Annotated in this window: 25 protein-coding genes and 1 tRNA gene; 12 read left to right on the forward strand and 14 right to left on the reverse strand. The window is 73.6% G+C overall.

Annotated features, from left to right (window positions below):
- Positions 1–3 precede the first annotated feature (3 nt).
- Positions 4–705 carry a (2Fe-2S)-binding protein gene (locus tag ACWIYF_RS26090; RefSeq protein WP_448625734.1) on the reverse strand — a complete coding sequence of 234 codons (702 nt, stop codon included), beginning with the start codon at positions 703–705 and terminating at the stop codon, positions 4–6.
- Between the two features lie 112 nt (positions 706–817).
- Between ACWIYF_RS26090 and acs the strand changes: the two genes are divergently transcribed.
- The 3 genes from acs to ACWIYF_RS26105 all read left to right on the forward strand — a co-directional run bounded on the left by acs (position 818) and on the right by ACWIYF_RS26105 (position 4,342).
- Positions 818–2,767 carry an acetate--CoA ligase gene (gene acs, locus ACWIYF_RS26095; RefSeq protein ID WP_448625735.1) on the forward strand — a complete coding sequence of 650 codons (1,950 nt, stop codon included), beginning with the start codon at positions 818–820 and terminating at the stop codon, positions 2,765–2,767.
- A 124-nt stretch (positions 2,768–2,891) separates the two neighbouring features.
- Positions 2,892–3,380 carry a phage holin family protein gene (locus tag ACWIYF_RS26100; protein ID WP_448625736.1) on the forward strand — a complete coding sequence of 163 codons (489 nt, stop codon included), beginning with the start codon at positions 2,892–2,894 and terminating at the stop codon, positions 3,378–3,380.
- A gap of 20 nt (positions 3,381–3,400) precedes the next feature.
- On the forward strand, positions 3,401–4,342 hold the full coding sequence (locus tag ACWIYF_RS26105) for an alpha/beta fold hydrolase (protein ID WP_448625737.1): 942 nt from the start codon (positions 3,401–3,403) through the stop codon (positions 4,340–4,342).
- Between the two features lie 114 nt (positions 4,343–4,456).
- Here the strand turns inward: ACWIYF_RS26105 and ACWIYF_RS26110 are convergent, their stop codons facing one another.
- The 5 genes from ACWIYF_RS26110 to nth are packed head-to-tail and all read right to left on the reverse strand — an operon-like array spanning position 4,457 to position 8,261.
- Entirely contained in the window at positions 4,457–5,650 is a 1,194-nt protein-coding gene (locus tag ACWIYF_RS26110; RefSeq protein WP_448625738.1) for a MarP family serine protease, read from the reverse strand.
- The gene (locus ACWIYF_RS26115; RefSeq protein ID WP_448625739.1) at positions 5,643–6,062 is read right to left on the reverse strand and encodes a cupredoxin domain-containing protein; all 420 of its coding nucleotides are present in this window, start codon (positions 6,060–6,062) and stop codon (positions 5,643–5,645) included. Before ACWIYF_RS26115 ends, ACWIYF_RS26110 begins: the two co-directional genes overlap by 8 nt.
- 47 nt (positions 6,063–6,109) lie before the next feature.
- On the reverse strand, positions 6,110–6,871 hold the full coding sequence (locus ACWIYF_RS26120) for an NUDIX hydrolase (protein WP_448625740.1): 762 nt from the start codon (positions 6,869–6,871) through the stop codon (positions 6,110–6,112).
- Positions 6,868–7,461, reverse strand: a complete 594-nt coding sequence (locus ACWIYF_RS26125; RefSeq protein WP_448625741.1) for a TlpA family protein disulfide reductase — start codon at positions 7,459–7,461, stop codon at positions 6,868–6,870. Before ACWIYF_RS26125 ends, ACWIYF_RS26120 begins: the two co-directional genes overlap by 4 nt.
- Positions 7,458–8,261, reverse strand: coding sequence for an endonuclease III (gene nth, locus ACWIYF_RS26130; protein ID WP_448625742.1), 804 nt, complete (start codon positions 8,259–8,261; stop codon positions 7,458–7,460). Before nth ends, ACWIYF_RS26125 begins: the two co-directional genes overlap by 4 nt.
- 132 nt (positions 8,262–8,393) lie before the next feature.
- Here nth and ACWIYF_RS26135 point away from each other — a divergent pair, with 132 nt between their 5' ends.
- Positions 8,394–8,633: a hypothetical protein gene (locus ACWIYF_RS26135; protein ID WP_448625743.1), complete on the forward strand. Its 240-nt coding sequence runs from the start codon at positions 8,394–8,396 to the stop codon at positions 8,631–8,633.
- Between the two features lie 145 nt (positions 8,634–8,778).
- On the forward strand, positions 8,779–9,453 hold the full coding sequence (locus ACWIYF_RS26140; protein ID WP_448625744.1) for a Crp/Fnr family transcriptional regulator: 675 nt from the start codon (positions 8,779–8,781) through the stop codon (positions 9,451–9,453).
- Between the two features lie 46 nt (positions 9,454–9,499).
- Here the strand turns inward: ACWIYF_RS26140 and ACWIYF_RS26145 are convergent, their stop codons facing one another.
- The 3 genes from ACWIYF_RS26145 to ACWIYF_RS26155 are packed head-to-tail and all read right to left on the reverse strand — an operon-like array spanning position 9,500 to position 10,967.
- Positions 9,500–10,294 carry an NUDIX hydrolase gene (locus tag ACWIYF_RS26145; RefSeq protein WP_448625745.1) on the reverse strand — a complete coding sequence of 265 codons (795 nt, stop codon included), beginning with the start codon at positions 10,292–10,294 and terminating at the stop codon, positions 9,500–9,502.
- Positions 10,291–10,782, reverse strand: a complete 492-nt coding sequence (locus tag ACWIYF_RS26150) for a RidA family protein (protein WP_448625746.1) — start codon at positions 10,780–10,782, stop codon at positions 10,291–10,293. Before ACWIYF_RS26150 ends, ACWIYF_RS26145 begins: the two co-directional genes overlap by 4 nt.
- 11 nt (positions 10,783–10,793) lie before the next feature.
- Entirely contained in the window at positions 10,794–10,967 is a 174-nt protein-coding gene (locus tag ACWIYF_RS26155) for a hypothetical protein (RefSeq protein ID WP_448625747.1), read from the reverse strand.
- Positions 10,968–11,140: 173 nt separating this feature from the next.
- On the opposite strand from ACWIYF_RS26155, the gene ACWIYF_RS26160 reads away from it, so the two are divergent.
- From ACWIYF_RS26160 to ACWIYF_RS26170, 3 genes are read left to right on the forward strand one after another with little or no spacing between them, the layout of a single operon-like run.
- Positions 11,141–12,127 carry an ArsA-related P-loop ATPase gene (locus ACWIYF_RS26160; RefSeq protein WP_448625748.1) on the forward strand — a complete coding sequence of 329 codons (987 nt, stop codon included), beginning with the start codon at positions 11,141–11,143 and terminating at the stop codon, positions 12,125–12,127.
- Complete coding sequence (locus ACWIYF_RS26165) at positions 12,124–13,314, forward strand: ArsA family ATPase (RefSeq protein WP_448625749.1); 1,191 nt, start codon at positions 12,124–12,126, stop codon at positions 13,312–13,314. Before ACWIYF_RS26160 ends, ACWIYF_RS26165 begins: the two co-directional genes overlap by 4 nt.
- A gap of 43 nt (positions 13,315–13,357) precedes the next feature.
- Entirely contained in the window at positions 13,358–15,736 is a 2,379-nt protein-coding gene (locus ACWIYF_RS26170; protein ID WP_448625750.1) for a transglycosylase domain-containing protein, read from the forward strand.
- 11 nt (positions 15,737–15,747) lie between these two features.
- Here ACWIYF_RS26170 and ACWIYF_RS26175 read toward each other — a convergent pair whose 3' ends face one another.
- Positions 15,748–16,206 (reverse strand): GatB/YqeY domain-containing protein, encoded by a 459-nt coding sequence (locus ACWIYF_RS26175; protein ID WP_448625751.1) that lies wholly within the window; start codon positions 16,204–16,206, stop codon positions 15,748–15,750.
- Between the two features lie 53 nt (positions 16,207–16,259).
- Here ACWIYF_RS26175 and ACWIYF_RS26180 point away from each other — a divergent pair, with 53 nt between their 5' ends.
- The 3 genes from ACWIYF_RS26180 to ACWIYF_RS26190 all read left to right on the forward strand — a co-directional run bounded on the left by ACWIYF_RS26180 (position 16,260) and on the right by ACWIYF_RS26190 (position 19,153).
- Entirely contained in the window at positions 16,260–17,171 is a 912-nt protein-coding gene (locus ACWIYF_RS26180) for a metallophosphoesterase (protein ID WP_448625752.1), read from the forward strand.
- 50 nt (positions 17,172–17,221) lie between these two features.
- A tRNA-Pro gene (locus ACWIYF_RS26185) sits at positions 17,222–17,295 on the forward strand.
- A gap of 58 nt (positions 17,296–17,353) precedes the next feature.
- The gene (locus ACWIYF_RS26190; protein WP_448625753.1) at positions 17,354–19,153 is read left to right on the forward strand and encodes a prolyl oligopeptidase family serine peptidase; all 1,800 of its coding nucleotides are present in this window, start codon (positions 17,354–17,356) and stop codon (positions 19,151–19,153) included.
- On the opposite strand, the gene ACWIYF_RS26195 is transcribed toward ACWIYF_RS26190, so the two are convergent.
- The 3 genes from ACWIYF_RS26195 to ACWIYF_RS26205 all read right to left on the reverse strand — a co-directional run bounded on the left by ACWIYF_RS26195 (position 19,080) and on the right by ACWIYF_RS26205 (position 22,737).
- On the reverse strand, positions 19,080–20,315 hold the full coding sequence (locus ACWIYF_RS26195) for a glycosyltransferase family 87 protein (RefSeq protein ID WP_448625754.1): 1,236 nt from the start codon (positions 20,313–20,315) through the stop codon (positions 19,080–19,082). The two genes, ACWIYF_RS26190 and ACWIYF_RS26195, sit on opposite strands and share 74 nt — an antisense overlap.
- A gap of 86 nt (positions 20,316–20,401) precedes the next feature.
- Positions 20,402–21,472, reverse strand: a complete 1,071-nt coding sequence (locus ACWIYF_RS26200) for an aspartate-semialdehyde dehydrogenase (protein WP_448625755.1) — start codon at positions 21,470–21,472, stop codon at positions 20,402–20,404.
- Entirely contained in the window at positions 21,469–22,737 is a 1,269-nt protein-coding gene (locus ACWIYF_RS26205; protein ID WP_448625756.1) for an aspartate kinase, read from the reverse strand. Before ACWIYF_RS26205 ends, ACWIYF_RS26200 begins: the two co-directional genes overlap by 4 nt.
- A gap of 24 nt (positions 22,738–22,761) precedes the next feature.
- Between ACWIYF_RS26205 and ACWIYF_RS26210 the strand changes: the two genes are divergently transcribed.
- Positions 22,762–24,354 carry a phospholipase D family protein gene (locus ACWIYF_RS26210; protein WP_448625757.1) on the forward strand — a complete coding sequence of 531 codons (1,593 nt, stop codon included), beginning with the start codon at positions 22,762–22,764 and terminating at the stop codon, positions 24,352–24,354.
- Positions 24,355–24,377: 23 nt separating this feature from the next.
- Here ACWIYF_RS26210 and ACWIYF_RS26215 read toward each other — a convergent pair whose 3' ends face one another.
- On the reverse strand, positions 24,378–24,635 hold the full coding sequence (locus tag ACWIYF_RS26215; protein ID WP_448625758.1) for a hypothetical protein: 258 nt from the start codon (positions 24,633–24,635) through the stop codon (positions 24,378–24,380).
- Positions 24,636–24,646 lie beyond the last annotated feature (11 nt).

Genomic DNA, 24,646 nt, shown 5'->3' on the forward strand with positions numbered 1-24,646 from the left:
CGGTCACATCCGCTCGGCGGCGTCCTCGAGCAGGATCTGCCGCTCGGCCGGCGGACGGTGCGGGCACGAGGTGCACATCGGCTCGTGCGGCACCCGGTACAGCAGGCAGCACGACGCCCGCCGGGTGAACCGGGCCCCGGCGACGTCGACGTAGCGCGGCGCCGGCAGCGGCGCCCCGATCCGCTCGGCCAGCGGTGCCGCCAGCGCGGTCGCGGAGGGCACGTCGGCGAGCGCGCGGCCCAGCGCGAGCAGCCGGTTGGCCAGCGAGTCGGTGGCGATCGCCCACAGCGGCCGCTCGCGCAGGCGGCCGGCCTCGGCCACGGCGGCGATCACGGCCGCCAGCGACTCCCGCAGCCCGTCGGCCGGTTCGCGGGCGGCCGCCGACGACACCGCCGCGACCGGCAGGCCGCCGGAGAGCGTGTACAGCGTGGTGTCGGCCAGCCGGGCCGACAGCGGGCAGCCGGTCACCAGCCCGGCCAGCGGCGGGGTGAGCAGCACCGACGACGCCGAGTACCACCACACCGTGGCCAGCACCCGCCGGTCCCCGATCCCCTGCGTGACCGCACGCCGGTCCAGCACCGCCGCCGTCCAGGCGGCGTCGGCCAGCAGCGTCGCCGGCAGGCCGGTCGTGCCCGGCGGCGCCACCAGGCCGAGCGCTGCCGCTCCCGGCAGCCGCGCGGCGACGGCCGCCTGAGGATCGCTCACGAGCAGACAGTGTCGCTGCACGGGAGGTGGCACGGGGAGGACGCCGGGCGGCCGGGGTCATACGGTGTGGTCAGTGTCATATGGCAGGCAGCCATGTCGAGGGAGGTAGCGCATGAGCGAGACGAGCGAGGCCGCGACCCGACGGTTCCCGCCGTCCGACGAGCTGGCCGCGCAGGCGAACGTGGGCCCGGACGTCTACGAGGACGCCGCCCGCGACCGGCTCGCGTTCTGGGAGAAGCAGGCCCGTCGCCTGACCTGGGACAAGGAGTGGGACCAGGTCCTCGACTGGAGCAATCCGCCGTTCGCCAAGTGGTTCGTCGGCGGCCGGCTCAACGTCGCCTACAACTGCGTCGACCGGCACGTCGAGGCCGGGCACGGCGACCAGGTCGCCTACCACTGGGAGGGCGAGCCGGGCGACACCCGGACGATCACCTACGCCGAGCTCAAGGACGAGGTCTGCAAGGCCGCCAACGCCCTGCTGGAGCTCGGCGTGCAGACCGGCGACCGGGTCGCGATCTACATGCCGATGATCCCGGAGACGATCATCGCGATGCTGGCCTGCGCCCGCATCGGCGCCGTCCACATGGTGGTGTTCGGCGGCTTCTCGGCCGACGCGCTGGCCAGCCGGATCACCGACGCCGGCGCCGTCCTGGTGATCACCTCCGACGGCGGCTACCGCCGCGGTGCGCCCAGCGCGCTCAAGCCCGCCGTCGACGAGGCGCTCAAGCGCACCGAGGGCGTGCGCAACGTCGTCGTGGTCAAGCGCACCGGCGAGGACGTCGAGTGGAACGAGGGCCGCGACCTCTGGTGGGACGACGTCGTCGAGCGGCAGTCGGCCGAGCACACGCCCGAGGCCTTCGACGCCGAGCACCCGCTCTACATCATGTACACGTCGGGGACGACGGCGAAGCCGAAGGGCATCCTGCACACCTCCGGTGGCTACCTGACCCAGGTCGCCTACACGCACTGGGCGACGTTCGACCTCAAGCCCGACACCGACGTCTACTGGACCGCCGCCGACGTCGGCTGGGTCACCGGCCACAGCTACATCGTCTACGGCCCGCTGGCCAACCGGGCGACGTCGGTCATGTACGAGGGGACGCCGGAGACGCCGCACCGCGGCCGCTGGTGGGAGATCATCGACCGCTACAAGGTGTCGATCCTCTACACGGCGCCGACGACGATCCGCACGTTCATGAAGTGGGGCGAGGACGTCCCCGCCGGCTTCGACCTGTCGTCGCTGCGGGTGCTCGGCTCGGTCGGTGAGCCGATCAACCCCGAGGCCTGGCTCTGGTACCACCAGAACATAGGCCACGGCCGCTGCCCGATCGTCGACACCTGGTGGCAGACCGAGACCGGCGCGCACATGATCACGCCGCTGCCCGGCGTCACGAACCTCAAGCCCGGGTCGGCGCAGACCCCGTTCCCCGGGATCTCCGCCAAGGTCGTCGACGACGAGGGCAACGAGCTCGGCGACGACACCACCGGCCTGCTGGTGCTCACCGAGCCGTGGCCGTCGATGCTGCGCACCATCTGGGGTGACGACGACCGCTACGTCGACACCTACTGGTCGCGGTTCGGGAACAACGTCTACTTCGCCGGGGACGGCGCGAAGAAGGACGCGGACGGCGACATCTGGCTGCTCGGCCGGGTGGACGACGTCATGAACGTCTCCGGCCACCGAATCTCCACCACCGAGGTGGAGTCGGCGCTGGTCAGCCACCACGCGGTGGCCGAGGCGGCGGTCGTGGGCGCCAGCGACCCGACGACCGGGCAGGGCATCGTCGCGTTCTGCATCCTGCGCCAGGACGCCGTCGACTCCGGTGAGGACCTGGTCAAGGAGCTGCGCCTGCACGTGCGCCGGGAGATCGGCCCGATCGCCAGCCCGCGCCAGATCATGGTCGTGCAGGAGCTGCCGAAGACGCGCTCGGGCAAGATCATGCGCCGCCTGCTGCGCGACATCGCCGAGAACCGGGAGCTCGGCGACGTCACCACGCTGACCGACTCCTCGGTCATGGACCTGATCAAGGAGAAGCTGCCCAGCTCGCCGTCCGAGGACTGAAGAACACCCCTCGCCCCCCGCCCCTCGCAAGCTCGCGGCGGGCCCCTGCGAGGGGCGGGGCGCGCGCGACCTGCGCGCATCCGGCACGATCATGTCCAGACCGTCGTCGAGGGAGGAGCCCGTCGTGGCCCACAGCGCAGCGTCCAGCCACACCACCGGGGCCTCGGAGCCCTCCATCGGCACGCTCGTCCAGAGCGCGATGGCCGACATGTCCACCCTCGTCCGCAGTGAGATCGAGCTGGCCAAGAGCGAGATGAGCCGGTCGGCGAAGAAGGCCGGCATCAGCGCCGGCGCCTTCGGTGCGGCCGGCGTGCTGCTCGCCTTCGCCGGGATCTACTTCTTCTTCGCGCTCGCCGAACTGCTCGCCGAGTGGCTGCCGCGCTGGGCGGCGTTCGGCATCGTCTTCCTGCTGCTGGCCATCGTCGCCGGGGTGGCCGCCCTGATCGGCATGCGCATGGTCAAGAGCATCGAGAAGCCCGAGCGGACCATGGAGTCGCTGCGCGAGCTGCCCGAGGTCCTGCACCGCGAGGAGCCCGGCCGGCGCCGCCGCGACCTGCCGGTCGTCGCGCACGGTCAGGTCACCAAGCGCGACCCCGACAGCTACCTGGTCTGACGGGCCGGTAGCCGCTGCCGGTGCCCACCCCGGACTCCTTCTCCGAGGACAAGGTCCTCCCCGACGCCACCAGCGTCCTGCTGCCCGGGCCGTGGACCCACCGCGACATCTCGGCCAACGGCGTGCGGCTGCACGCGGCGGAGGCCGGTGAGGGCCCGCTCGTCCTGCTGCTGCACGGCTTCCCGCAGTTCTGGTGGACCTGGCGCGCCCAGCTGGTCGGGCTCGCCGCGGCCGGGTTCCGCGTCGTCGCACCGGACCTGCGCGGCTACGGGGCCAGCGACAAGCCGCCTCGCGGCTACGACCTGCCCAGCCTCTCCGCCGACGTCGCCGCCCTGGTCCGCGCGCTCGGCGAGCAGGACGCCGTCGTCGTCGGTCACGACTGGGGCGGGCTGCTGGCCTGGACGACGGCGGCGTTGCACCCGCGCAGCGTCCGGCGGCTGGTGGTCTGCTCGATGGCGCACCCGCGGCGGCTGCGGGCGGCGGTGACCGACGGCGCCCAGCGCGCGGCCCTGCGCCACGCGCTGCGCTTCCAGCTGCCCCGGCTGCCGGAGCGGCGGCTCACCCGGGCCGACGACGACCCGGTCGCCGAGCTGATGCGCCGCTGGGCCGGCCGGGCGTGGACGTCCACCGCCGACTTCGCCGAGGCCGTCGGCCGCTACCGGTCGGCCGCCCGCATCCCGCAGGCCGCCTACGGCGCGATGGAGTACTACCGCTGGGCCGGCCGTTCCCAGCTGCGTCCCGACGGGCTGCGCTACGCCCGGCGGATGGCCGCCCCGATCTCGGCGCCCACGCTGCAACTGCACGGCGGCGACGACCGGTACATCCTGCCCACCACCGCCGAGGGCTCCGGCCGCTACGTCGCCGGCGCCTACGAGTGGCGCACCCTGCCCGGCATCGGCCACTTCCTCCCGGAGGAGGCCCCGGACGAGGTCACCGCGGCCGTCGCCGCCTGGGCGAGGTGACCTGAGGAACGGCCCCCGTGCACCGCCCCGCCGCGAGCCAGGTGACGTGCTGGAACGGCCACCCTTCAGGGGCCTGCGCCGAGCGTGCGAGGCGTGGGGGGAAGGGTGGTCCTTCTATTCGCAGGGGCCGGTGTCGGCGGGGCTCTGGTTCGTGGCGCCGCGGGTGGCGGCGTTGGCCACCTGGTCCGCGGTGAGGGCGTAGCCGGTGTTCGGGTCGTCGATCGCCGAGGCGAACACGACACCGAGCACGCGCCCGTCCGGGTCGAACAGCGGTCCGCCGGAGTTGCCCGCCCGCACCTGGCCGTTGAGCGCGTAGACGTCGCGCACGACGGTCTGCTGGTTGCGGAAGTCGGGCCCGCTGATGTCGACGCGGTCACGGACGCGGGCGGCGCCGACGTAGAGGCTGCCCCCACCCGGGTAGCCCATGATGATCGCGTCGTCGCCGGTGCCGACGTCCTCCGCGGCGAAGGACAGCGCCACCTGCGGCAGCCCGGGCACGGCGAGGACGGCGACGTCGGTCTCCGCGTCGACGTAGACCGGCACCGCGTCGTACTCCTCGCCCTCGGCCTCCACGACCGGGTCGGTCACCCCGGCCAGCACGTGCGCGTTGGTCATCACGCGGTCGTCGGCGTAGACGAACCCGGAGCCGTCGATCTGCCGCGAGCACGACGGTGCGACGCCGCTGATCTTCACCACCGACCCGGAGACCTGCCCGACGACGGGGCTGCTCTCCAGCGCCTCGTCGGGCGCCTCGACCTGGCGGGCCTGCGTCGGGGTCAGCGGGTCGAGGACGTCGGGCAGGCCCCGGCGGTCGATGGCCTCGCGCAGGTTGTCGTAGACCGCGCGGACGCTGTCGGGCACCGCCGCGTCCACCGCCTGCACCAGCGCCGACTGCCGCACCTGGCTGGCCACCTGCGGGAACGGCGAGGTGGCCAGCGGGGTGGCGACCATCCAGGCGACCAGCAGGACGGCGGCCGCGGACAGCACCGCCCCCGCCACCGCGTCGACCAGCTTGGCCGGCTCCCAGGTGACCCGCCGGCGCACCGCCCGGCCCACCGCGCCCGCGAGCAGCTGCCCGAGCAGGGCTCCGGCCAGCACCACGACCAGCGCGACGAACACCCGGGTCACGCTCGAGCCGTCGACCCGGTCGGCCACCGGCCCGGACAGCTGCGCCCCCAGCACCGCGCCGCCGAAGAAGCCGAGGAAGGAGGCGGCCGAGACGATGAGCCCCTGCCGGAAGCCGGAGAGGGCGAACAGCAGGGCCAGCGCGATGAGGATCAGGTCGACGATCGACATCGGCTCACCCACCGACCGTCATCGTGCCGACCTGACCGAGCTGGGTGTGGAAGCTGCACTCGAACGGATAGTCGCCGGGTGCGGTGACGGTGAACTCGATCGTCTGCCGGTCGCCGGGCGCGAGCAGCGGGATCTCCGCGGTGATCGGCTCGGGGAGCGCGTCCGGGGTGAACCGGAAGTTGTGGGTCAGCTGGGTGGCCACGTTGATCACCGTCAGCCGGACCGGGCCCGGGCGCACGGTGAAGCGGTCGGGCGTGAACACGTAGTCGTCCTGGGTCTGCAGCGTGAGCTCCTGGACGCCCTCGGCGTCCGTGGTCACCGTGCCGAGGTCCGGGGCCGCGGACGACGACGCGGCCGGTGAGTCCCCGCCGGCCGCGCCGCCGCAGCCGGACAGCGCCCCGGCCGCCAGCACGCATCCGACCACGAACGCTCCGCTCCGCCGGGCCGCCGGACCCGGTCCCCCCAGAACCGTCATCGCGGGCCGACCGTACGCGTCGGAGGGCCGTCGGGTGCGGGGTCGGCGACCGTCGGCGCGGCGTCGTCCTCGTCGCCGCCCTCACCGAGGGCGCCCGGCAGGGCGGCCGACCGGGCTCCGGGCTCGGGCAGCGGGCGGACGTCGTCCCGGTTCCAGGGCACGGCCAGCCCCGCCGCCTCGAGGATCGCGTCGAGCAGTCCGGCGGTGAAGCCCCAGACGACCATGTCGGCGACGCCGAAGGCGGGGCCGATGTACCCGGACGGGTGCGACACCCGGAACCGGTTGGCCGGGTCGACCAGGTCGGCGAGCGGCACGCGGGCCACCCGGGCGACCTCCCGCGGGTCCCCCACGGTCACGTCGCGCGGGTCGTCCCACCACGCGACCACCGGGACGACGAGGTTGTCCGACGGCATCAGGTAGAGCTCCTGCAGCGTGGCCAGCACGCGGACGCCGTCCGGGTCGATGCCGGCCTCCTCCTCCGCCTCGCGCAGCGCCGTCTCGATCGGGTAGTCGTCCTCGGGATCGGCGCCGCCCCCGGGGAACGCCGGCTGCCCGGCGTGCCGGCGCAGCGCGGTGGACTTCTCGATCAGCAGCACGTCCGGTCCGGCCGGGCCCTCGCCGAACAGGATGAGCACCGCCGAGCGCCGCGCGGTCGCGCTCGCCCGGGGCGCGGCGTGCCGCAGCGGCAGGTCCACCGTGGCGTCGACCAGCCGCTGCAGGTACTCCGGGACGCCGTCCCAGCCGTTCCCCCCGCTCACAGCCGCACCCCGAGGTGCTCGGCGACCAGCCCGCGCAGCTCGTCGAGGGAGTCCACCGGCCCCACCTGGGTGTAGGTGATCGCGCCGTCGGCGTCGAGGAAGTAGGTGTAGGGCAGCGCGTTGAGCCCGAGCCCGGTCATCAGCTCCCCCTCGCCGTCGAACGCGCTGGGGAAGCTCGCCCCGGCGTCGGCGGCGAACGAGGTGGCCTGCTCCGTGCCGTCCTTGCTCACGACGCCGAGCACGGCCACCTGCCCGCCGGCGGTGTCGGCGAGCTGCTGCATCAGCGGCAGCTCCTCCCGGCACGGGGCGCACCAGCTCGCCCAGAGGTTGACCACCGTCGGGACGCCCGGCGCGCGGCCCAGGTCCAGCGTGCCGCCGCCCAGGCAGTCGAAAGCCAGCGGCGGGAGCAGCTCGGCGCCCGCGGCGGCGGTGCCGGACTGCTCGGGGCAGGGCAGCAGGTTCTCGTCGGCGGCATCGGCCGGGTTGTCGCCCCGGCCGGCCACCGGCGAGGCGGTGTCGCCCGCGCCGCAGCCGGCCAGCAGCCCGGCCAGGAGGAGCGCCGCGAGCGCGGCCGATCGCAGCCGGCTCATTCGGTGTCCGACGCGGCCGGGGTCTTGACCAGCTTCAGCGCCAGCTCCGGGTCGGTGGGGCCGATGCCGTAGGAGGGGCACCACTGCGCGAGGCCGCAGGCGCCGCAGGCGGCCTTCTTGGCGTGGCAGACGCGCCGGCCGTGGAAGATCACGCGGTGGGAGAACATCGTCCACTCCCGCTTGGGGATCAGCTCGGCGATCTCCGACTCGACCTTGACCGGGTCCTCCTCGGCGGTCCAGCCGAACCGCCGGACCAGCCGGCCGAAGTGCGTGTCGACGGTCAGCCCCGGGACGTCGAAGGCGTTGCCCAGGACGACGTTGGCGGTCTTGCGCCCGACGCCGGGCAGCGTCACCAGGTCCGCCATGCGCCCGGGCACCTCGCCGTCGAACCGCTCGACCAGCGCCCGGGCGAGACCCTGCACCGAGTTGGCCTTGGCCCGGAAGAAGCCGGTGGGCTTGAGGATCGTCTCCAGGTCCTCGCGGTCGGCGCCGGCCAGGGCGAAGGCGTCCGGGTACTTGGCGAACAGGACCGGTGTGACCTTGTTCACCATCTTGTCCGTGGTCTGGGCGGAGAGCACGGTCGCGACCAGCAGCTCGAAGGCGTTGGTGAAGTCCAGCTCGCAGTGCGCGTCGGGGTGGATGACCGCGAGCTCGCGCGCCATCCGCCGCGCGCGGCGGGTGCGCGCCAGCGGCGTCTCGTCGGGATCGAACGGCGATCCGCCGGGCAGGGCACCGCGGCCGGGACGGCGGGCGGCTGCCGGGCGGCCCCGCTGAGGGCGCGCGTAGACGGGCGTGGACACGCGGTCGAGGGTAGGCGGACAGCCTGACATCGACCGGCATGTCATCATCGAGGACCGCTGGAGCCGCCGAGGCGTTCCCCGTCCGATGCGCGGGTATCCCTCCCCGCAGACGAACCGGCCGAGGAGGTTCGCATGGTCGCCCTCATCGTCATCCTCTTCCCCCCGCTGCTGATCGCGTTCCTGCTCGTGATGGAGCGCGTCGAGGAGCCGCTGCGCCGTCCGGCCACCGGCCGCGAGGTCGACGAGTTCCTGTCCACGGCCACCGCCGGCGAGGTGGACACCCTGGCGAAGTCGGGCATCCGGCGGGCGCTGAGCCGCTGGCGGCGGCGCCGCAGCAGCCGGGCGAGGCGATCCACCGCACCGCTCATCTGACCTGCGGTGTGACGGCGCACACTCGCCCGTCGGAGGCATGTTCTCGATCTCGAACGGGTGACCGTCGGCACAGCCCCCTAGACTCACCCGTCGGACACGGATGCCGGCAGGCGTCCGATCGGGAATCGGTGTGAGAGGACGCGTAGTGGACGAGGTGCTGGCCCAGTCCGGGCTCTTCCAGGGACTCGCGGAAGACGCGGTGGAGCCGGTCGCGAGCCGCCTGGAGACGCAGACCCTCCCGCGCGGCCGGGTGGTCTTCAACGAGGGCGAGCCGGGCGACAGCCTCTACATCGTCATCTCCGGCAAGATCAAGCTGTCCCGCCGCGCCCCCGACGGGCGGGAGAACGTGCTGGCGGTCATGGGCCCCTCCGACCAGTTCGGCGAGCTCTCGGTGTTCGACCCGGGCCCGCGGACGGCGACCGCCACCGCAGTGACCGACGTGAAGCTCGCGCGCATGCCGCAGTCGGTGCTGCGCCCGTGGATCGAGGCGCACCCCGAGGTCGGGGAGCGGCTGCTGCACGTGCTCGCCCGCCGGCTGCGCCGCACCAACGACTCGGTCGCCGACCTGATCTTCACCGACGTCCCGGGCCGCGTGGCCAAGGCGCTGCTGCAGATGGCCGACCGCTTCGGCAGCCGCGACGCCGAGGGCCTGCGGGTCCGCCACGACCTGACCCAGGAGGAGCTGGCCCAGCTGGTCGGCGCCTCCCGCGAGACGGTGAACAAGGCGCTGGCCGACTTCGTGCACCGCGGCTGGATCCAGCTGCAGGGCAAGTCGGTCGTCGTCCTCGACGAGGAGCGCCTGCGCCGCCGCGCCCGCTGACGCGCCGCCCAGGCAGAGGATCCTCTACCCCTCCCCCTCCGAGGGCTCAGGCGGGGAGGGGCATGACCAGCCGGATGCGTGTGCCGTCGGGCAGCACCGCCCAGCGGCCGTCGGGGGTCTCCTCGAAGGTCGGGCTGATCGGGTGCAGCGGCTCCGGCGGCGACCCGGCGAGCGCGGCCGCGACGTCGGCGAACGGCGCCAGCTGACCGAGGGTGTGCTGTGTCGGCGGCAGCATCGGCCGGGTCCCGGACTCCGCCTCGGCCAGCGCCGCGGCCGGCGTCAGCCAGCTCGCCTCGTCGGCCTCCCCGGACACGTGCCGGGCCTCCTGGCCGACCGGCAGCGCGGCCGCGAAGAACTTCGTGTCGTAGCGCCGTGGCTCCACCGGCGGGGTGATCCAGTGCGCGAAGGGGCGCAGCAGGTCGGAGCGCACCGCCAGCCCGCGCTCGGCCAGCAGCTCGGCGAGCGAGAGCTCCCGCGAGAGCAGCGCCTGGCGCCGCTCCTCCCAGTCGTCCCCGGAGACGTCCGGGACGACGTCGCCGCCGTCGGGCGAACCGGCCAGCAGCACGCCGGCCTCCTCGAACGTCTCCCGGACCGCCGCGCACACCAGCTCGCGGGCCATCGGCTCGTCGCAGCCGAACGCCCCCGCCCAGTCCGCCGGGGAGGGCCCCACCCAGGCGATCTCGGTGTCGGCGTCGCGGGGGTCGACACCCCCGCCGGGATAGGCGGTCATGCCGCCGGCGAACGGCATGCCCTTCGTGCGGCGGAGCAGGTAGACCTCGAGCCCCGGGACACCGTCGCGCAGCAACAGGACCGTGGCCGCCTGCCGCGGCTCGGCCGTCATGCCTTCAGCTCGACCGTCAGCTCGACCTCGACGGGGCTGTTCATCGGCAGCTCCGCGACGCCCACGGCGCTGCGGGCGTGCTCGCCGGCGGGGCCGAAGATCTTCCCGAGCAGCTCGCTGGCGCCGTTGACCACGCGGGGCTGACCGCTGAAGCCCTCGGCGCTGGCCACGTAGCCGACGACCCGCACGATCCGCGCGATCGAGTCCAGGCCGACGAGCTCGTCGATCGCGGCCAAGGCGTTGAGCGCGCACAGCTTGGCGTCGGCCGCGGCCTCCTCGACCTCGACCGAGCCGCCGACCTTGCCGGTGCGGCGCAGGCCGCCCTCGACGAAGGGCAGCTGGCCGCTGGTGAACACCAGCTGCCCGCTGCGCACGGCCGGCACGTACGACGCGACCGGGGCGGCCACCTCGGGCAGCCGGATGCCGAGCTCGGCGAGCCGGGCGCGCCAGCTCTGCGCGCCGGCGTCCGTGGGGGTGGGGGCACTCATCGGGGTGGTCCTCAGTCCGTCGGTCGCTTGAGGTAGGCGACCAGCTGCTCGGCGCCGCCGGGGCCGGGAAGCACGGTCACCAGCTCCCATCCGTCGACCCCCCAGGAGTCGAGGATCGCCTTGGTGTTGTGGATCAGGAGCGGGATCGTGGCGTACTCCCACTTGCGCCGAACCGGTTCGCTCATGGCCCAGGACGCTAGCGCCCGTACCAGGGAAGCGGCGCCTCCGGGTGCACCTACCGCGAGGGGCCGCGCACAGGAGCTGCTCCTAGGCTGGGCGGCGTGAGCAAGCTTGCGAGCTCACGGATGAGCACAGCAGCGCCGCGAACGCGGCCGACGAGCGCCAGCGAGGAGGGTGCGTGAGCTCCGATCCCCTGCCCGTGCGCTGCCACGTGGTCACGGGCAAGGGCGGGACCGGCAAGACCACCGTCGCCGCCGCCCTGGCCCTCGCGCTGGCCGCCGAGGGACGCACCGTGCTGCTCGTCGAGACGGAGGGGCGGCAGGGCATCGCGCAGCTGTTCGACACCCCGCCGCTGCCGTACGAGGAGCGGCGGGTCGCCCTCACCCGCGGGGGCGGCGAGGTCAGGGCGCTGGCCATCGACGTCGAGGAGGCCCTCCTCGAGTACCTCGACCTCTTCTACAACCTGCGGCGGGCGGGGCGGGCGCTGCGCAGGATGGGCGCGATCGACTTCGCGACGGCGATCGCGCCGGGCCTGCGCGACGTCCTGCTCACCGGCAAGATCAAGGAGGCGGTGACCCGCCGGCACGACGGCCGCCGGGTCTACGACGCCGTCGTCGTCGACGCGCCGCCCACCGGCCGGATCACCCGGTTCCTCAACGTGACCAACGAGATGGGCCAGCTGGCCCGCTCCGGCCCGATCAAGACGCAGAGCGACGGTGTCATGGCCGTGCTGAAGTCCCCGCAGACGGCGGTGCACCTGGTGACCCTGCTGGAGGACATGCCGGTGCAGGAGACCGCCGACGCCATCGAGGAGCTCACCGCCGCCGGCCTGCCCGTCGGCAACGTGATCGTGAACATGGCGACCGAGCCGCTGCTGCCCGAGGCCGGCCTCGCCCCCGCCGCGGAAGGCCGGCTCACCGGCGCGGAGCTCGTCCCCGCGCTCCAGGCGGTGCACCTGCCGGGCGCGCTCGCCGACGCGCTGGCCGCCGAGGCGATCGAGCACGCGCAGCGCTGGGCCGCCCAGGACGCCCTGCGCGGGGACGTCGAGGCGCTGGGCCGGCCGGTCATCGAGCTGCCGCTGATGCCCGGCCCGATGGACGTCGGCTGCCTGTTCGAGCTGGCCGGCCGGCTCGAGCCGCACTTCCGGGCGAGGGCCGCGGCATGACGCAGCCCGCGCCGATGGACCTCGACGCGCTGATCCGCGACCCCGCCACGCGCATCGTCGTGTGCTGCGGCGCCGGCGGCGTGGGCAAGACGACGACGTCGGCGGCGCTGGCGCTGGCCGCGGCGGAGGCCGGCCGCACCGTCGTCGTCCTCACCATCGACCCGGCCCGCCGGCTGGCCCAGTCGCTGGGCCTGGGCGAGCTGGACAACGAGCCGCGGCGCGTCGAGACACCGGGATTGGACGGCGAGCTGCACGCGATGATGCTGGACATGAAGCGGACGTTCGACGACGTCGTGTCCGCCCACACCAGCCCCGAGCGGGCCCAGCAGATCTTCGAGAACCCCTTCTACCAGGCGCTGTCCTCGTCCTTCGCCGGGACGCAGGAGTACATGGCGATGGAGAAGCTGGGCCAGCTGCGGGCCACCGACCAGTGGGACCTGATCATCGTCGACACGCCGCCGTCGCGGTCGGCGCTGGACTTCCTCGACGCCCCCAACCGGATGGGCCGCTTCCTCGACGGCACGATGATCCGGCTGCTGACCGCGCCGGCCCGCGCCGGCGGCCGGGCCGGGATGCGGCTGGTCGGCGCCGGCTTCATGGTGTTCAGCCGGATCATCTCCAAGATCCTCGGCGGCCAGCTCCTGCAGGACATCTCCGCGTTCGTCGCGGCGCTGGACACGATGTTCGGCGGCTTCCGCGAACGCGCCACGGCCACCTACGAGATGCTGCGCATGCCGGGGACGTCGTTCGTCGTCGTCGCCACCCCGGAGCCCGACGCGCTGCGCGAGGCCTCCTACTTCGTCGACCGGCTCTCCACGGAGGGCATGCCGCTGGCCGGTCTGGTGCTCAACCGCACGCACCCGCCGGCGACCACCGCGCTGTCGGCCACCCGTGCCGAGGCCGCCGCGGAGGAGGTGGTCGACGCCGGGGCTCCGGGCGCGAAGCTGGCCGCCGGTGCGCTGCGCGTGCACGCCGAGCGGATGACCCAGGCCGCGCGCGAGCAGCGGCTCGCCGACCGGTTCACCAGCGCCCACCCGGAGGTCGCCGTCCGGACCGTCCCGGCCGCCGCCGGCGACGTCCACGACCTCGACGGGCTGCGGGTGATGGGCGAGGAACTGACCGGTCCGGACGACGAGACCCCGACCGGCATCCCGAGGACGCGAATCCTGCCCGCGCGCCGTCCCTGAGCGCGACCGCGTCCGACCCGTCGGCCACGTACCCTGGCCTGCGATGTCGGAGAATGCGCGATTCCGGACCAGGCTGCTCGCCAAGCTCGCCGGAACCATCGTCCTGGCCGGTGCCCTGCTCGCCGGCGTCCTGTTCCCGTGGATCGGCGGAACGGGCCTGGTGGCCCGCAACTCCGCCTCGCTGCTCGACGCGCTGCCCAGCGAGCTGACCGACCGGACGCCGGCCGGACCCAGCAAGGTGCTCGCCGCGGACGGCTCGCTGATCACGAACTTCTACACGAACAACCGGACGCCGCTGCCCAGCGACCAGATCGCCGAGGTGATGAAGCAGGCGCTGGTCGACATCGAGGACTCGCGCTTCTACGAGCACAACGGCCTCGACGTCCAGGGCACCCTGCGCGCCCTGGTCACGAACGTGGCCGCCGGCTCGGTGCGGGAGGGCGGCTCGACGCTGACCCAGCAGCTGGTCAAGCAGACCCTGCTGCAGACCGCGGCGACGCCGGAGGAGCGGCGGGCGGCCACCGAGCAGACGCCGGGCCGCAAGCTGCGCGAGGCCCGGCTGGCCCTCGCCCTGGAGGAGAAGTACTCCAAGGAGGAGATCCTCACCCGCTACCTGAACATCGTGTACTTCGGCGAGGGCGCCTACGGCATCCAGGCCGCCGCGCAGCGCTACTTCAGCGTCAACGCCGCCGACCTGAACCTGCCGCAGGCGGCGATGCTGGCCGGCCTGGTGCAGAGCCCCACCAACGACGACCCGATCACCAACCCGGAGAACGCCAAGGCCCGCCGCGACCAGGTGCTGCAGCGGATGAACCGGCTCGGGCACATCGACGACAAGGAACTCGCCGACGCGATCGCCGCGCCGATCCAGGTGGTCGAGGGCCAGAGCCCGCCCAACGGCTGCATCGACGCCGCCGTCGGCGGCTTCTTCTGCGCCTACCTGAAGAGCTACCTGGTCAACACGCTCGGCCTGACCGACCAGCAGATCAACGACAGCGGTCTGACCATCCAGACCTCGCTGCGTCCCGACATGCAGGTCGCCGGCGACCAGGCGGTGCTCAACACGCTGCCGATGGGCGCCTCGCTGGCCGGCATGTACACCGCGGTCGAGCCCGGCACCGGGCACGTGCTGGCGATGAGCGTCAACCGCCGCTACGGCTGCGACGGGCCCGAGTGCGAGTCCGTCGTCCTCAACACCGCAGCCAGTCAGGGCGCCGGCTCGACCTACAAGGTGTTCACCGCCGCGGCCGCCCTCGAGGAGGGCTACTCGCAGTACTACACGCTGACCACGGGCAACCGGTACACGTCGCGGGTCTTCAAGAACGGCAGCGCGCCCTACACGATCGAGAACGCCGGCAGGTACCCGGGCACGCTGGACATGGTCAAGGCGCTGTACATGTCCTCCAACACCTACTTCGTGGCCCTGGAGGACGCCCTCGGCAGCGTGGAGAAGCCGGTGCGCATGGCCCAGCGGATGGGCCTGCACTCCATCGACGGGATCGCCGACCAGATCATCGAGGAGGAGCGCGGGTCGTTCACCCTCGGCCCGGAGCCGACCAGCCCGCTGGACCTCGCCAGCGCCTACTCGACGCTGGCGGCCAGTGGCACCCAGTGCGACCCCACGCCGGTGGTGCAGATCCTCGACCGGGCCGGCCAGCCGCTGACCGACGACGACGGCAACCCGGTGATCACCGACGACAACTGCCACGCCGAGGCGATCCCGAGCGGCGTGGCGACCACGCTGAACCAGATCCTGCGCAAGGACGTCGAGCCGGGGAACCCGGGCCAGACCGGTGCCCGCGCCTACGTGCCGGGGCACCAGATCGCCGGCAAGACCGGTACCTCGCAGAGCAACTTCTCGGCGGCCTTCGTCGGCTACACGCCCGAGTACGCGGCCAGCGTCATGGTGCTCAACCCCAAGGAGAACCAGAACGTCGGCGGCTTCGGCGGCAACAAGCCGGCGACCATCTGGAACGACGCGATGGAGCCCATCCTCAACGCCGCCCCGACGAAGGACTTCCCGCCGGCCGACCAGACCGTCGTGAACGGCAACACCCGGGTGGTGCCGAACTGCGGGTCGGTCAGCCGCTGCGAGTCGGCGCTGGAGTCGGCCGGGTTCCGCTACGACACCGCCGAGGTGGAGAGCGACGAGGAGGAGGGCACGTTCGTCGGCCTGAACCCGCCGTCAGGCTCGCGCGCCACCGAGGACCAGGTGATCACCATCCAGGTCAGCGACGGCTCCGGTTTCGTGGCCGAGCCGGCCAACCCGGCGCCGCCGGCCGAGGGGGACAACTCCCAGGACGGCGACCCCGGCAACGGTCCGGACAACGATGACGGCGGCGACAACTCCGGTCCCGGCGGGGGGAACGACGGCGGCGACGGGGACGGCGGCGGCGGGGACGGCGGCGACGGGAACGGCTGAGAGGGGACCGCTCAGCCGAAACCGAGCTGACGGCGGACCTCGGCCGCCACGCGCGCGCCCTCGGCCCGTCCGGCGACGGCGGCCTGGGCCGCGCCCATGACGCGGCCCATGTCCTTGATGCCGGTCGCACCGGTCTGCGTGATGACGTCGGCGACCAGCGCGGCGAGGTCGGCGTCCTCCATCTGCGCGGGCAGGTAGCCGGCGAGGACCTCCCCCTCGGCCCGCTCGCGGTCGGCCTGCTCGGCGCGGCCGGCCTCGGCGAAGGCGTCGGCCGCCTCGCGCCGCTTCTTGGCCTCCCGCCGCAGCACCGCCTGCACCTCGTCGTCGCTGAGCTCCCGGGCCTCCTTGCCGGCGACCTCCTCGGCGCTGACCGCGGCCAGGGCCATGCGCAGCGTCGCGGTGCGCAGCTCGTCGCGGCTCTTCATCGCGGTGGTCAGGTCGGCGCGCAGCTGGTCCTTGAGCTCGGTCACGCTGCCAGCCTGGCACGGCACCACCTGTGACGTAGCCCGTACCGTGGGCTCTCGTGCGCTGGTACACCGCCCTGCCCTCTGCCGCCGTCGCCGCCGGGACGGCGACGGTCGCCTACGCGAGCCTCTACGAGCGCACCCGCTGGACGCTGCGCCGCTTCGACGTCCCGGTCCTCCCGCCGGGGTCCCGGCCGCTGTCGGTGCTGCACCTGTCCGACCTGCACATGACCGCCGGTCAGCGGGACAAGCAGGCGTGGGTCGCCGGGCTGGCCGGGCTCGAGCCGGACCTGGTCATCGACACCGGCGACAACCTGGCCGGCTTCGACGCGGTGCAACCCACCCTGCGGGCACTGGACCCGCTGCTGGACCGGCCGGGCGCCTTCGTCACGTCGTCCAACGACTACTTCGCGCCCAAGCCGAAGAACCCGCTGAAGTACTTCAAGAAGAACCACAAGCGGGTGCACGGCGAGCGGCTGCCGTGGCGCGACCTCCGTGACGGGCTGGTCGAGCGCGGCTGGCTGAACCTCACCAACGCCCGCGGCGAGCTCACCGTCGACGGGCGGCGGATCTCCTTCGCCGGACTGGACGACCCGCACCTGAAGCTGGACCGCTACGAGCGCGTGGGCGGCCCCGCCGACCCGACGGCGGACCTGCGCATCGGCCTCGTCCACTCCCCCGAGCCGCGCGTGCTCGACCGCTTCGCCGCCGACGGCTACGACCTCCTGCTGTGCGGGCACACCCACGGCGGCCAGCTGCGGGTGCCGTTCTACGGGGCCCTGGTCACCAACTGCGGCATCGACCGCCACCGGGTGCGGTGGCTGCACCGCTGGGCCGAGCCGACGGCGAGCAACCCGAACGGCACCTGGCTGCACGTCTCGGCCGGCCTGGGCACCAGCCCGTACGCCCCCGTGCGGTTCGCCTGCCCGCCAGAGGCGACGCTGCTGACGCTGACCGCACGGGAGGACTAAGGCCCGCCGCCGGGGCCGGCGCGGCGGCGGGTTAGACTCGTCGGGCACCTCGGGGTGTGGCGCAGCTTGGTAGCGCGCGTCGTTCGGGACGACGAGGTCGCAGGTTCAAATCCTGTCACCCCGACTTCAGTGCTCAGGGGCCGCCGATGGCGGCCCCTGAGTCGTTCTGCGAGGAGGAATGCGTGCCCGCCGTACCGGACGCCCCAGCCCTGTCCCCCGAGGTCACCGCGCGCTGGCAGGCCCGCTTCCGGGCGCCGCGGGTGAGCCTGCCCCAGTGGGCCGACGACGCGCCCGACCGCTGCCTCTACACCTCGGACGTGAGCGGCGTCGTCGAGCAGTACGCGTGGGACCGCGCCACCGGCGCCCACCGCCAGGTCACCGACCGGCCCAACGGCACGCTGATCGGCACCATCTCCCCCGACGGCGAGACGATCTGGTGGTTCGCCGACACCGACGGCGACGAGTTCGGCACCTGGCGGACCCAGCCGTTCGCCGGCGGCCCCGACACCGAGCCGCTGCCCGAGGTCGGTCCCGCCTACCCCGCCGGGCTGGAGATCGGCCGGTCCCTGGTGGCCGTGGGCCGCTCCACGGACGACGGCAGCGAGCTGTGGCTGGCGCCGTCCGCGGGCGCCGCCCGGGTGGTCTACCGGCACGAGGACCCCGCGTCGGTCGACGCCCTGACCCGGGACGACGAGCTCCTGGTCATCTCCCACTCCGAGCACGGCGACCCCCGCTACCCGGCGCTGCGCGTGCTGCGCACCGCGGACGACTCCGTCGTCGCCGACAAGTGGGACGGCGAGGGCCGCGGCCTGCACGCCCTGGAGTTCGGCCCGCTGCCCGGCGACCGCCGGCTGCTGGTCGGGCACGAGCGGCGCGGCCGCGAGGAGCTGCTGATCTGGAACCTCGCCACCGGCGAGGAGACCGAGCTCGCGCTGGACCTGCCCGGCGACGTGACCGCGGGGTGGTACCCCGACGGCTCGGCGCTGCTCGTCGGCCACGACTCGGCCGCCCGCAGCGAGCTCTACCGGTACGACCTGGCCGCCGGGACGCTGGTGCGGCTGGACACCCCGCAGGGCGTCGTCCGCGGGGCCACGGCGCGGCCGGACGGCACCGTGGAGCTCGCCTGGTCCTCGTCGGAGAGGCCGCCGGTGATCCGCCGGGCCGACGGCCCCGTCGTCCTCTCCGTGTCCGAGGAGGAGCCGCCGGCCGCCTACCCGGTCGAGGACCGCTGGGTGCCCGGCCCCGGCGGCGACGTGCACGCGCTGCTGGTCCGCCCGGAGGGGCCGGCCCCGTACGCGACGGCGTTCCTGGTGCACGGCGGCCCGGAGTCCCTCGACGACGACTCCTACCGCGCCCGGCGGGCGGCCTACGTCGACGCCGGCTACGCGGTCGTGCACGTGAACTACCGCGGCTCGGTCGGCTACGGCAGCGAGTGGCGCGACGCGCTCACCGGCCGACCCGGCCTGACCGAGCTCGAGGACGTCGCCGCGGTCTACGACGCGCTCGTCGCCGAGGGCGTGGTCGACCCGGCCCGCGCGCTGCTGTCCGGCGGCTCGTGGGGCGGCTTCCTGACCCTGCTCGGCCTCGGCACGCAGCCCGAGCGGTGGGCCGCCGGCATCGCCGAGGTGCCCGTCGCGGACTACCTGGCGGCCTACGAGGACGAGATGGAGGGCCTGCGGGCCTACGACCGGGCGCTGTTCGGCGGCTCCCCCGAGGACGTGCGCGACGTCTACGTGCGGTCCTCCCCGATCACCTACATCGACGCCGTCGCCGCGCCCGTGCTCGTGGTGGCCGGGGCCAACGACCCGCGCTGCCCGATCCGGCAGATCGAGAACTACCTCGGGGAGCTCGACCGGCTGCGCAAGCCGCACGAGGTGTACCGGTTCGACGCCGGCCACGGCTCGCTGGTCATCGAGGAGACGATCCGGCAGGTCGAGGTGGCGCTGTCGTTCGCGCTGCGGACGGTGCCGCCGACCCGCTGAGCCGCCGCACCGGCAGCAGCGCCAGCAGGACCAGCACGATCGCCGCGTAGACGTCGTCGGACAGGACCCCGAGTAGCCCCTGCCGGTACCCCTGGCCCGGCACGCCCTCCACCCCGAACCACATCACCGACAGCCCGAACGCCAGGACGACGGCGAGCGCACCGAGGCCGGCGCCGAACCGCACCGGACGCTCCCGCGCCGGCGCGACGCCGAGCACCGGCGTCCCGGCCGCCACGTCGACGAGCACGACGACGGCGGGCAGCACCCAGTAGAGGTGGTGGGTCCAGGTGATCGGGCTGATCGCGCACGAGGCCAAGCCGACCAGGGTGAACCCCACGAGCTCGTCGCCGGCCCGGCAGGCTCGCACCGCCCGCCGCAGGGCCAGCACGAGGATCCCTGCGGCGAGCACGGCCCACAGCAGACGGTTCGGCTCGTCCGTCGCGGTCGCCCGCGCCAGCACCCCGAGCACGGACTGGTTGGTCTGCTTGCTGACCGGGCCGACCCGGGAGTCGTCCCAGAGGTCCGCCGTCCAGTACGTCCAGGACGCCCTGCCGTCGGCGAGGAACCCGACCAGCGTGGCGGCGAGGAACGTGCCGATCGCGGTGGCCGCGGGCCGCAGTCGCCGGGTCAGCAGCAGGTAGAGGACGAACAGGCCGGGAGCCACCTTCAGCGCTGCGGCCAGCCCGATGCCGACCCCGGCCCACGGCCGTCCGCGCTGCAGCGCCACGAGGTCGGCCAGGACCAGCCCGAGGATGAGCATGTTGATCTGGCCGTAGCCGAGCGTCTCCCGGATCGGCTCGAGCGCGAGGACCACCGGGACGGCCAGGGCCACGGTGAACGCCGGCGGCCAGCCGTGCCGGCGCGCGACGGGGACCAGCAGCACGGCCGCGATCAGGGCCACGGCCACCAGGCCGGCGGTCAGGACCACCGCCACGGCCACGGGCAGCGGCACCAGGGCCAGCGGGACCATGACCAGGAGGGCGAACAGCGGATAGGTGAACCCGTACCGGGTGTCGTCCAGGCGGAAGTCGTACAGCGGACGGTCGGCGAACCACCACTCCACCGAGCCGCGGTAGACGCGCAGGTCGAAGAAGTCGTGCCAGACCGGCCGCTGCGAGACGTGGAAGACGACGAACCAGGCCACGGCGGCGACCGCGGCCACGGCAACGGCCGAAATGGCCACTTTGGCCGGGCCACGCAGGCGAGTCGCGTCCCGACGCCGCGCCGAAGTGGCCATTTCGGCCCTCGTCAGCGGGACTGGGCGGCGACGAGTTCGGCGATCTGGACGGTGTTGAGCGCGGCGCCCTTGCGCAGGTTGTCGTTGCTGACGAACAGCGCCAGCCCGCGGCCGTCGGGGACGCCGGGGTCCTGCCGGATGCGGCCGACGTAGCTCGGGTCCTGACCGGCGGCCTGCAGCGGGTTCGGCACGGTCGAGAGCTCCACGCCGGGCGCGCCGGTGAGCAGCTCGGTGGCCCGCTCGACCGACAGCGGCCGGGCGAACTCGACGTTCAGCGACAGCGAGTGCCCGGTGAAGACCGGCACCCGCACACAGGTCCCCGACACCAGCAGGTCCGGGATGCCGAGGATCTTGCGGCTCTCGTTGCGGAGCTTCTGCTCCTCGTCGGTCTCGAAGCTGCCGTCGTCGACGAGCGAGCCGGCCATCGGCAGCACGTTGAACGCGATCGGGCGGACGTACTTGACCGGCTCCGGGAAGGTCACGGCCGAGCCGTCGTGGGTGAGCTCGGTGGCCTTGTCCACGACCGCCTTCACCTGGATGTCGAGCTCCTCGACGCCGGCCAGGCCGCTGCCGGAGACCGCCTGGTAGGTGCTGGCGACGATCCGGGTCAGCTGCGCCTCGTCGTGCAGCGGCTTGAGCACCGGCATCGCGGCCATCGTGGTGCAGTTCGGGTTGGCGATGATGCCCTTGCGCATCTCGGCCAGCGCGTGCGGGTTGACCTCGGCGACGATCAGCGGGACGTCGGGGTCGCGCCGGAACGCGGAGCTGTTGTCGATGACGGTCACGCCGGCCTCGGCGAACCGCGGGGCCTGCACCTTCGACGTGCCGGCGCCGGCCGAGAACAGCGCGACGTCCAGGCCGGCGGGGTCGGCGACGGCGGCGTCCTCGACCTCGATCTCGCCACCGGCCCACGGCAGCGTGCTGCCGGCCGAGCGCGCGGAGGCGAAGAACCGCAGCTCGCTGATGGGGAAGTTCCGCTCGGCGAGGATCTGCCGCATCACGCCGCCGACCTGCCCCGTGGCGCCGACGACGCCGACCCGCAGGCCGTCGTTCCTGCCAAGCCCACTCAACAGCGTGCTCATCGTCCGGTCCCTCCGTAGACCACGGCCTCGACCTCGTCGGTGCCCAGGTCGAACGCGTCGTGCACCGCGCGGACGGCGACGTCCACGTCGGTGTCGCGGCAGACCACGGAGATGCGGATCTCCGAGGTGCTGATCAGCTCCAGGTTGACCCCCGCGTCGGCGAGCGCGCCGAAGAACTTCGCCGAGACGCCGGGGTGCGAGCGCATGCCCGCGCCGACCAGCGACACCTTGCCGATGTGCTGGTCGAAGCTCACGTCGGTGTAGCCGACCGTGTTCTTCACGTTCTCCAGGGCGGCGAGCGCGGCCGGGCCGTCGCTCTTGGGCAGCGTGAAGGAGATGTCGGCGAGCTTGCTGGCCTCGGCCGACACGTTCTGCACGATCATGTCGATGTTGATCTCGGCGTCGGCGAGCACGCGGAAGATCTGCGCCGCCTCACCCGGGCGGTCCGGGACGCCGTAGACGGTGATCTTGCCCTCGCTGCGGTCGTGCGCGACGCCGGTGATGATCGCCTGTTCCACCGAGAGGTCCTCCATCGAGCCGGTCACGATCGTGCCGGGGAGCTGGGAGTAGGAGCTGCGGACGTGCACCGGGATGCCGTAGCGGCGGGCGTACTCGACGCAGCGGAGCATCAGCACCTTGGCGCCGGACGCCGCGAGCTCGAGCATCTCCTCGTAGGTGATGGTCTCCAGCCGCCGGGCGTTCGGGACGATCCGCGGGTCGGCGGTGAAGACGCCGTCGACGTCCGTGTAGATCTCGCAGACGTCGGCCTCGAGCGCCGCGGCCACCGCGACCGCGGTGGTGTCGGACCCGCCACGGCCGAGCGTGGTGATGTCCTTGGTGTCCTGGCTGACCCCCTGGAAGCCGGCGACGATGACGATCGAGCCCTCGTCGAGCGCCTGGCGCAGCCGGCCCGGCGTGACGTCGATGATCCGCGCCTTGCCGTGGCTGGACGTGGTGATCACGCCCGCCTGCGAGCCGGTGAACGAGCGCGCCTCGTACCCGTGCGTGGAGATGGCGATGGCCAGCAGCGCCATCGAGATGCGCTCACCGGCCGTGAGGAGCATGTCGAGCTCCCGGCCGGGCGGGTCGTCGGTGATCTGGCTGGCCTGGTCGAGCAGCTCGTCGGTCGTGTCGCCCATGGCCGAGACCACCACCACGACGTCGTGGCCGTCCTTCTTGGCGCCCACGATCCGCTCGGCGACGCGCTTCATGTGCGCTGCGGAGGCGACGGACGAGCCGCCGTACTTCTGGACGACGAGAGCCACGGGTCAACAGGCTACCGTCGCCGCGTGCACGATCCCGAGCAGTGGCTGCTCAGCGCGGAGGAGCGCGGCAACCCGGCGACGGACATCCCCGCCTGGACGGCGGGCAACCTCGCCGAGCCGCTGATCCACGGCGCCGCCTACTTCGACCGGCTGGTCGAGGAGGTCGAGGCGCTCGGTCCCGGTGACCAGCTGTTCTTCACCGACTGGCGGGGCGACCCCGACGAGCGGCTGCGCGAGGAGGGCCCGACCGTCGCCGAGCTGTTCACCGCTGCCAGCCGCCGCGGCGTGTGCGTCCGCGGCCTGGTGTGGCGCTCGCACTGGGACAAGCTGTCCTTCAGCAAGGAGGAGAACCGGGCGCTGGACAGCGAGATCGAGCACGGCGGCGGCGAGGTCCTGCTCGACCAGCGGGTGCGGCGCATGGGCAGCCACCACCAGAAGTTCGTCGTCCTGCGGCACGCGGGCGACCCGTCCCGCGACGTCGCCTTCGCCGGCGGGATCGACCTGTGCCACTCGCGCCGGGACGACGCCACGCACGCCGGGGATCCGCAGCCGCAGCCCATGTCCCAGGCCTACGGGCCCACCCCGCCCTGGCACGACGTGCAGCTCGAGCTGCGCGGTCCGACGGTCGCGGTCCTGGACACGATCTTCCGGGAACGCTGGGACGACCCGGACAGCCCCGACTCGGACCACCCCTTCGCGTGGATCCGCGACCACTGGCGGCACGCCCGGCTGCACGCCGACCCCCTGCCCCCGCAGCTCCCCCCGCCGCCGGAGTGCGGCCCGCACGTCGTCCAGCACCTGCGCACCTATCCGGCGATCCGACCCCGCTACGACTTCGCGCCGGACGGCGAGCGGTCGGTGGCTCGCGGCTACTCGAAGGCCGTCGAGCGGGCGCGGCGGCTGATCTACCTCGAGGACCAGTACATGTGGTCGGCCGACGTCGCCCGGCTGTTCGCCAGGTCTCTGGCCGAGCACCCCGATCTGCACCTCGTCGTCGTCGTGCCGCGCGTGCCGGACCAGGACGGCGCCTTCGCCGAGCGGCCGCAGTACGTCGGGCGGTGGCAGGCGATCGAGATGTGCCGGCGCGCCGGGCAGGACCGGGTGCACGTCTTCGACGTGGAGAACCACGAGGGGACACCGGTCTACGTGCACGCCAAGGTCTGCGTCGTCGACGACCTCTGGGCCAGCGTGGGCAGCGACAACTTCAACCGGCGCTCCTGGACCCACGACAGCGAGCTGTCCTCCGCCGTCCTCGACACCACCCGGGACCCCCGCGAGCCCCGGGACCCGGCAGGCACCGGCGAGGGCGCGCGCGTCTTCGCCCGTGACCTGCGCCTGCGGCTGGCCCGCGAGCACCTCGACCGCGATCCCGACGGTAGCGAGGACGACGACCTGCTCGACCCGCAGCGGTTCGTCGCCGCCCTGAACGCCGCCGCCGGCGCGCTCGAGGCCTGGCACGAGGGCGGCCGCCGCGGGCCACGGCCGCCCGGCCGGCTGCGCCCGCACAACCCCGAGCGGCTCTCGCTGCCCACCCGCGTCTGGGCCACGCCGATCTACCGGCTCTTCGACGACCCCGACGGCCGGCCGCTGCGCCTGCGGCTGAAGAAGTCGTTCTGATCGACCGGCGCCCGAGAGCGGGTTCAGTCGAGGCAGAACGTGGTGACCTGGGCGTAGCCGACGATCGGCCCGAGGTAGCGGCCCACGAAGTACTCGGCGTCCCCCTGCGTGGCGAAGTGCACCGCCGCCGTGAGGTCGTCGGGGTCGACGCCGAGCGCTTCGGCGGCGCCGGCGTCGCAACCCACCTGGGCGATGCCGGCGCCGTCGTAGCCGAGCGACCGGAGGTCGGCGAGTGCCCGGTCGAGCTCGGGGGCCGGACCGGGCGCGACGGCCAGGTACACGCCCCACGCCT

This window comes from Geodermatophilus sp. URMC 64, assembly GCF_053502555.1.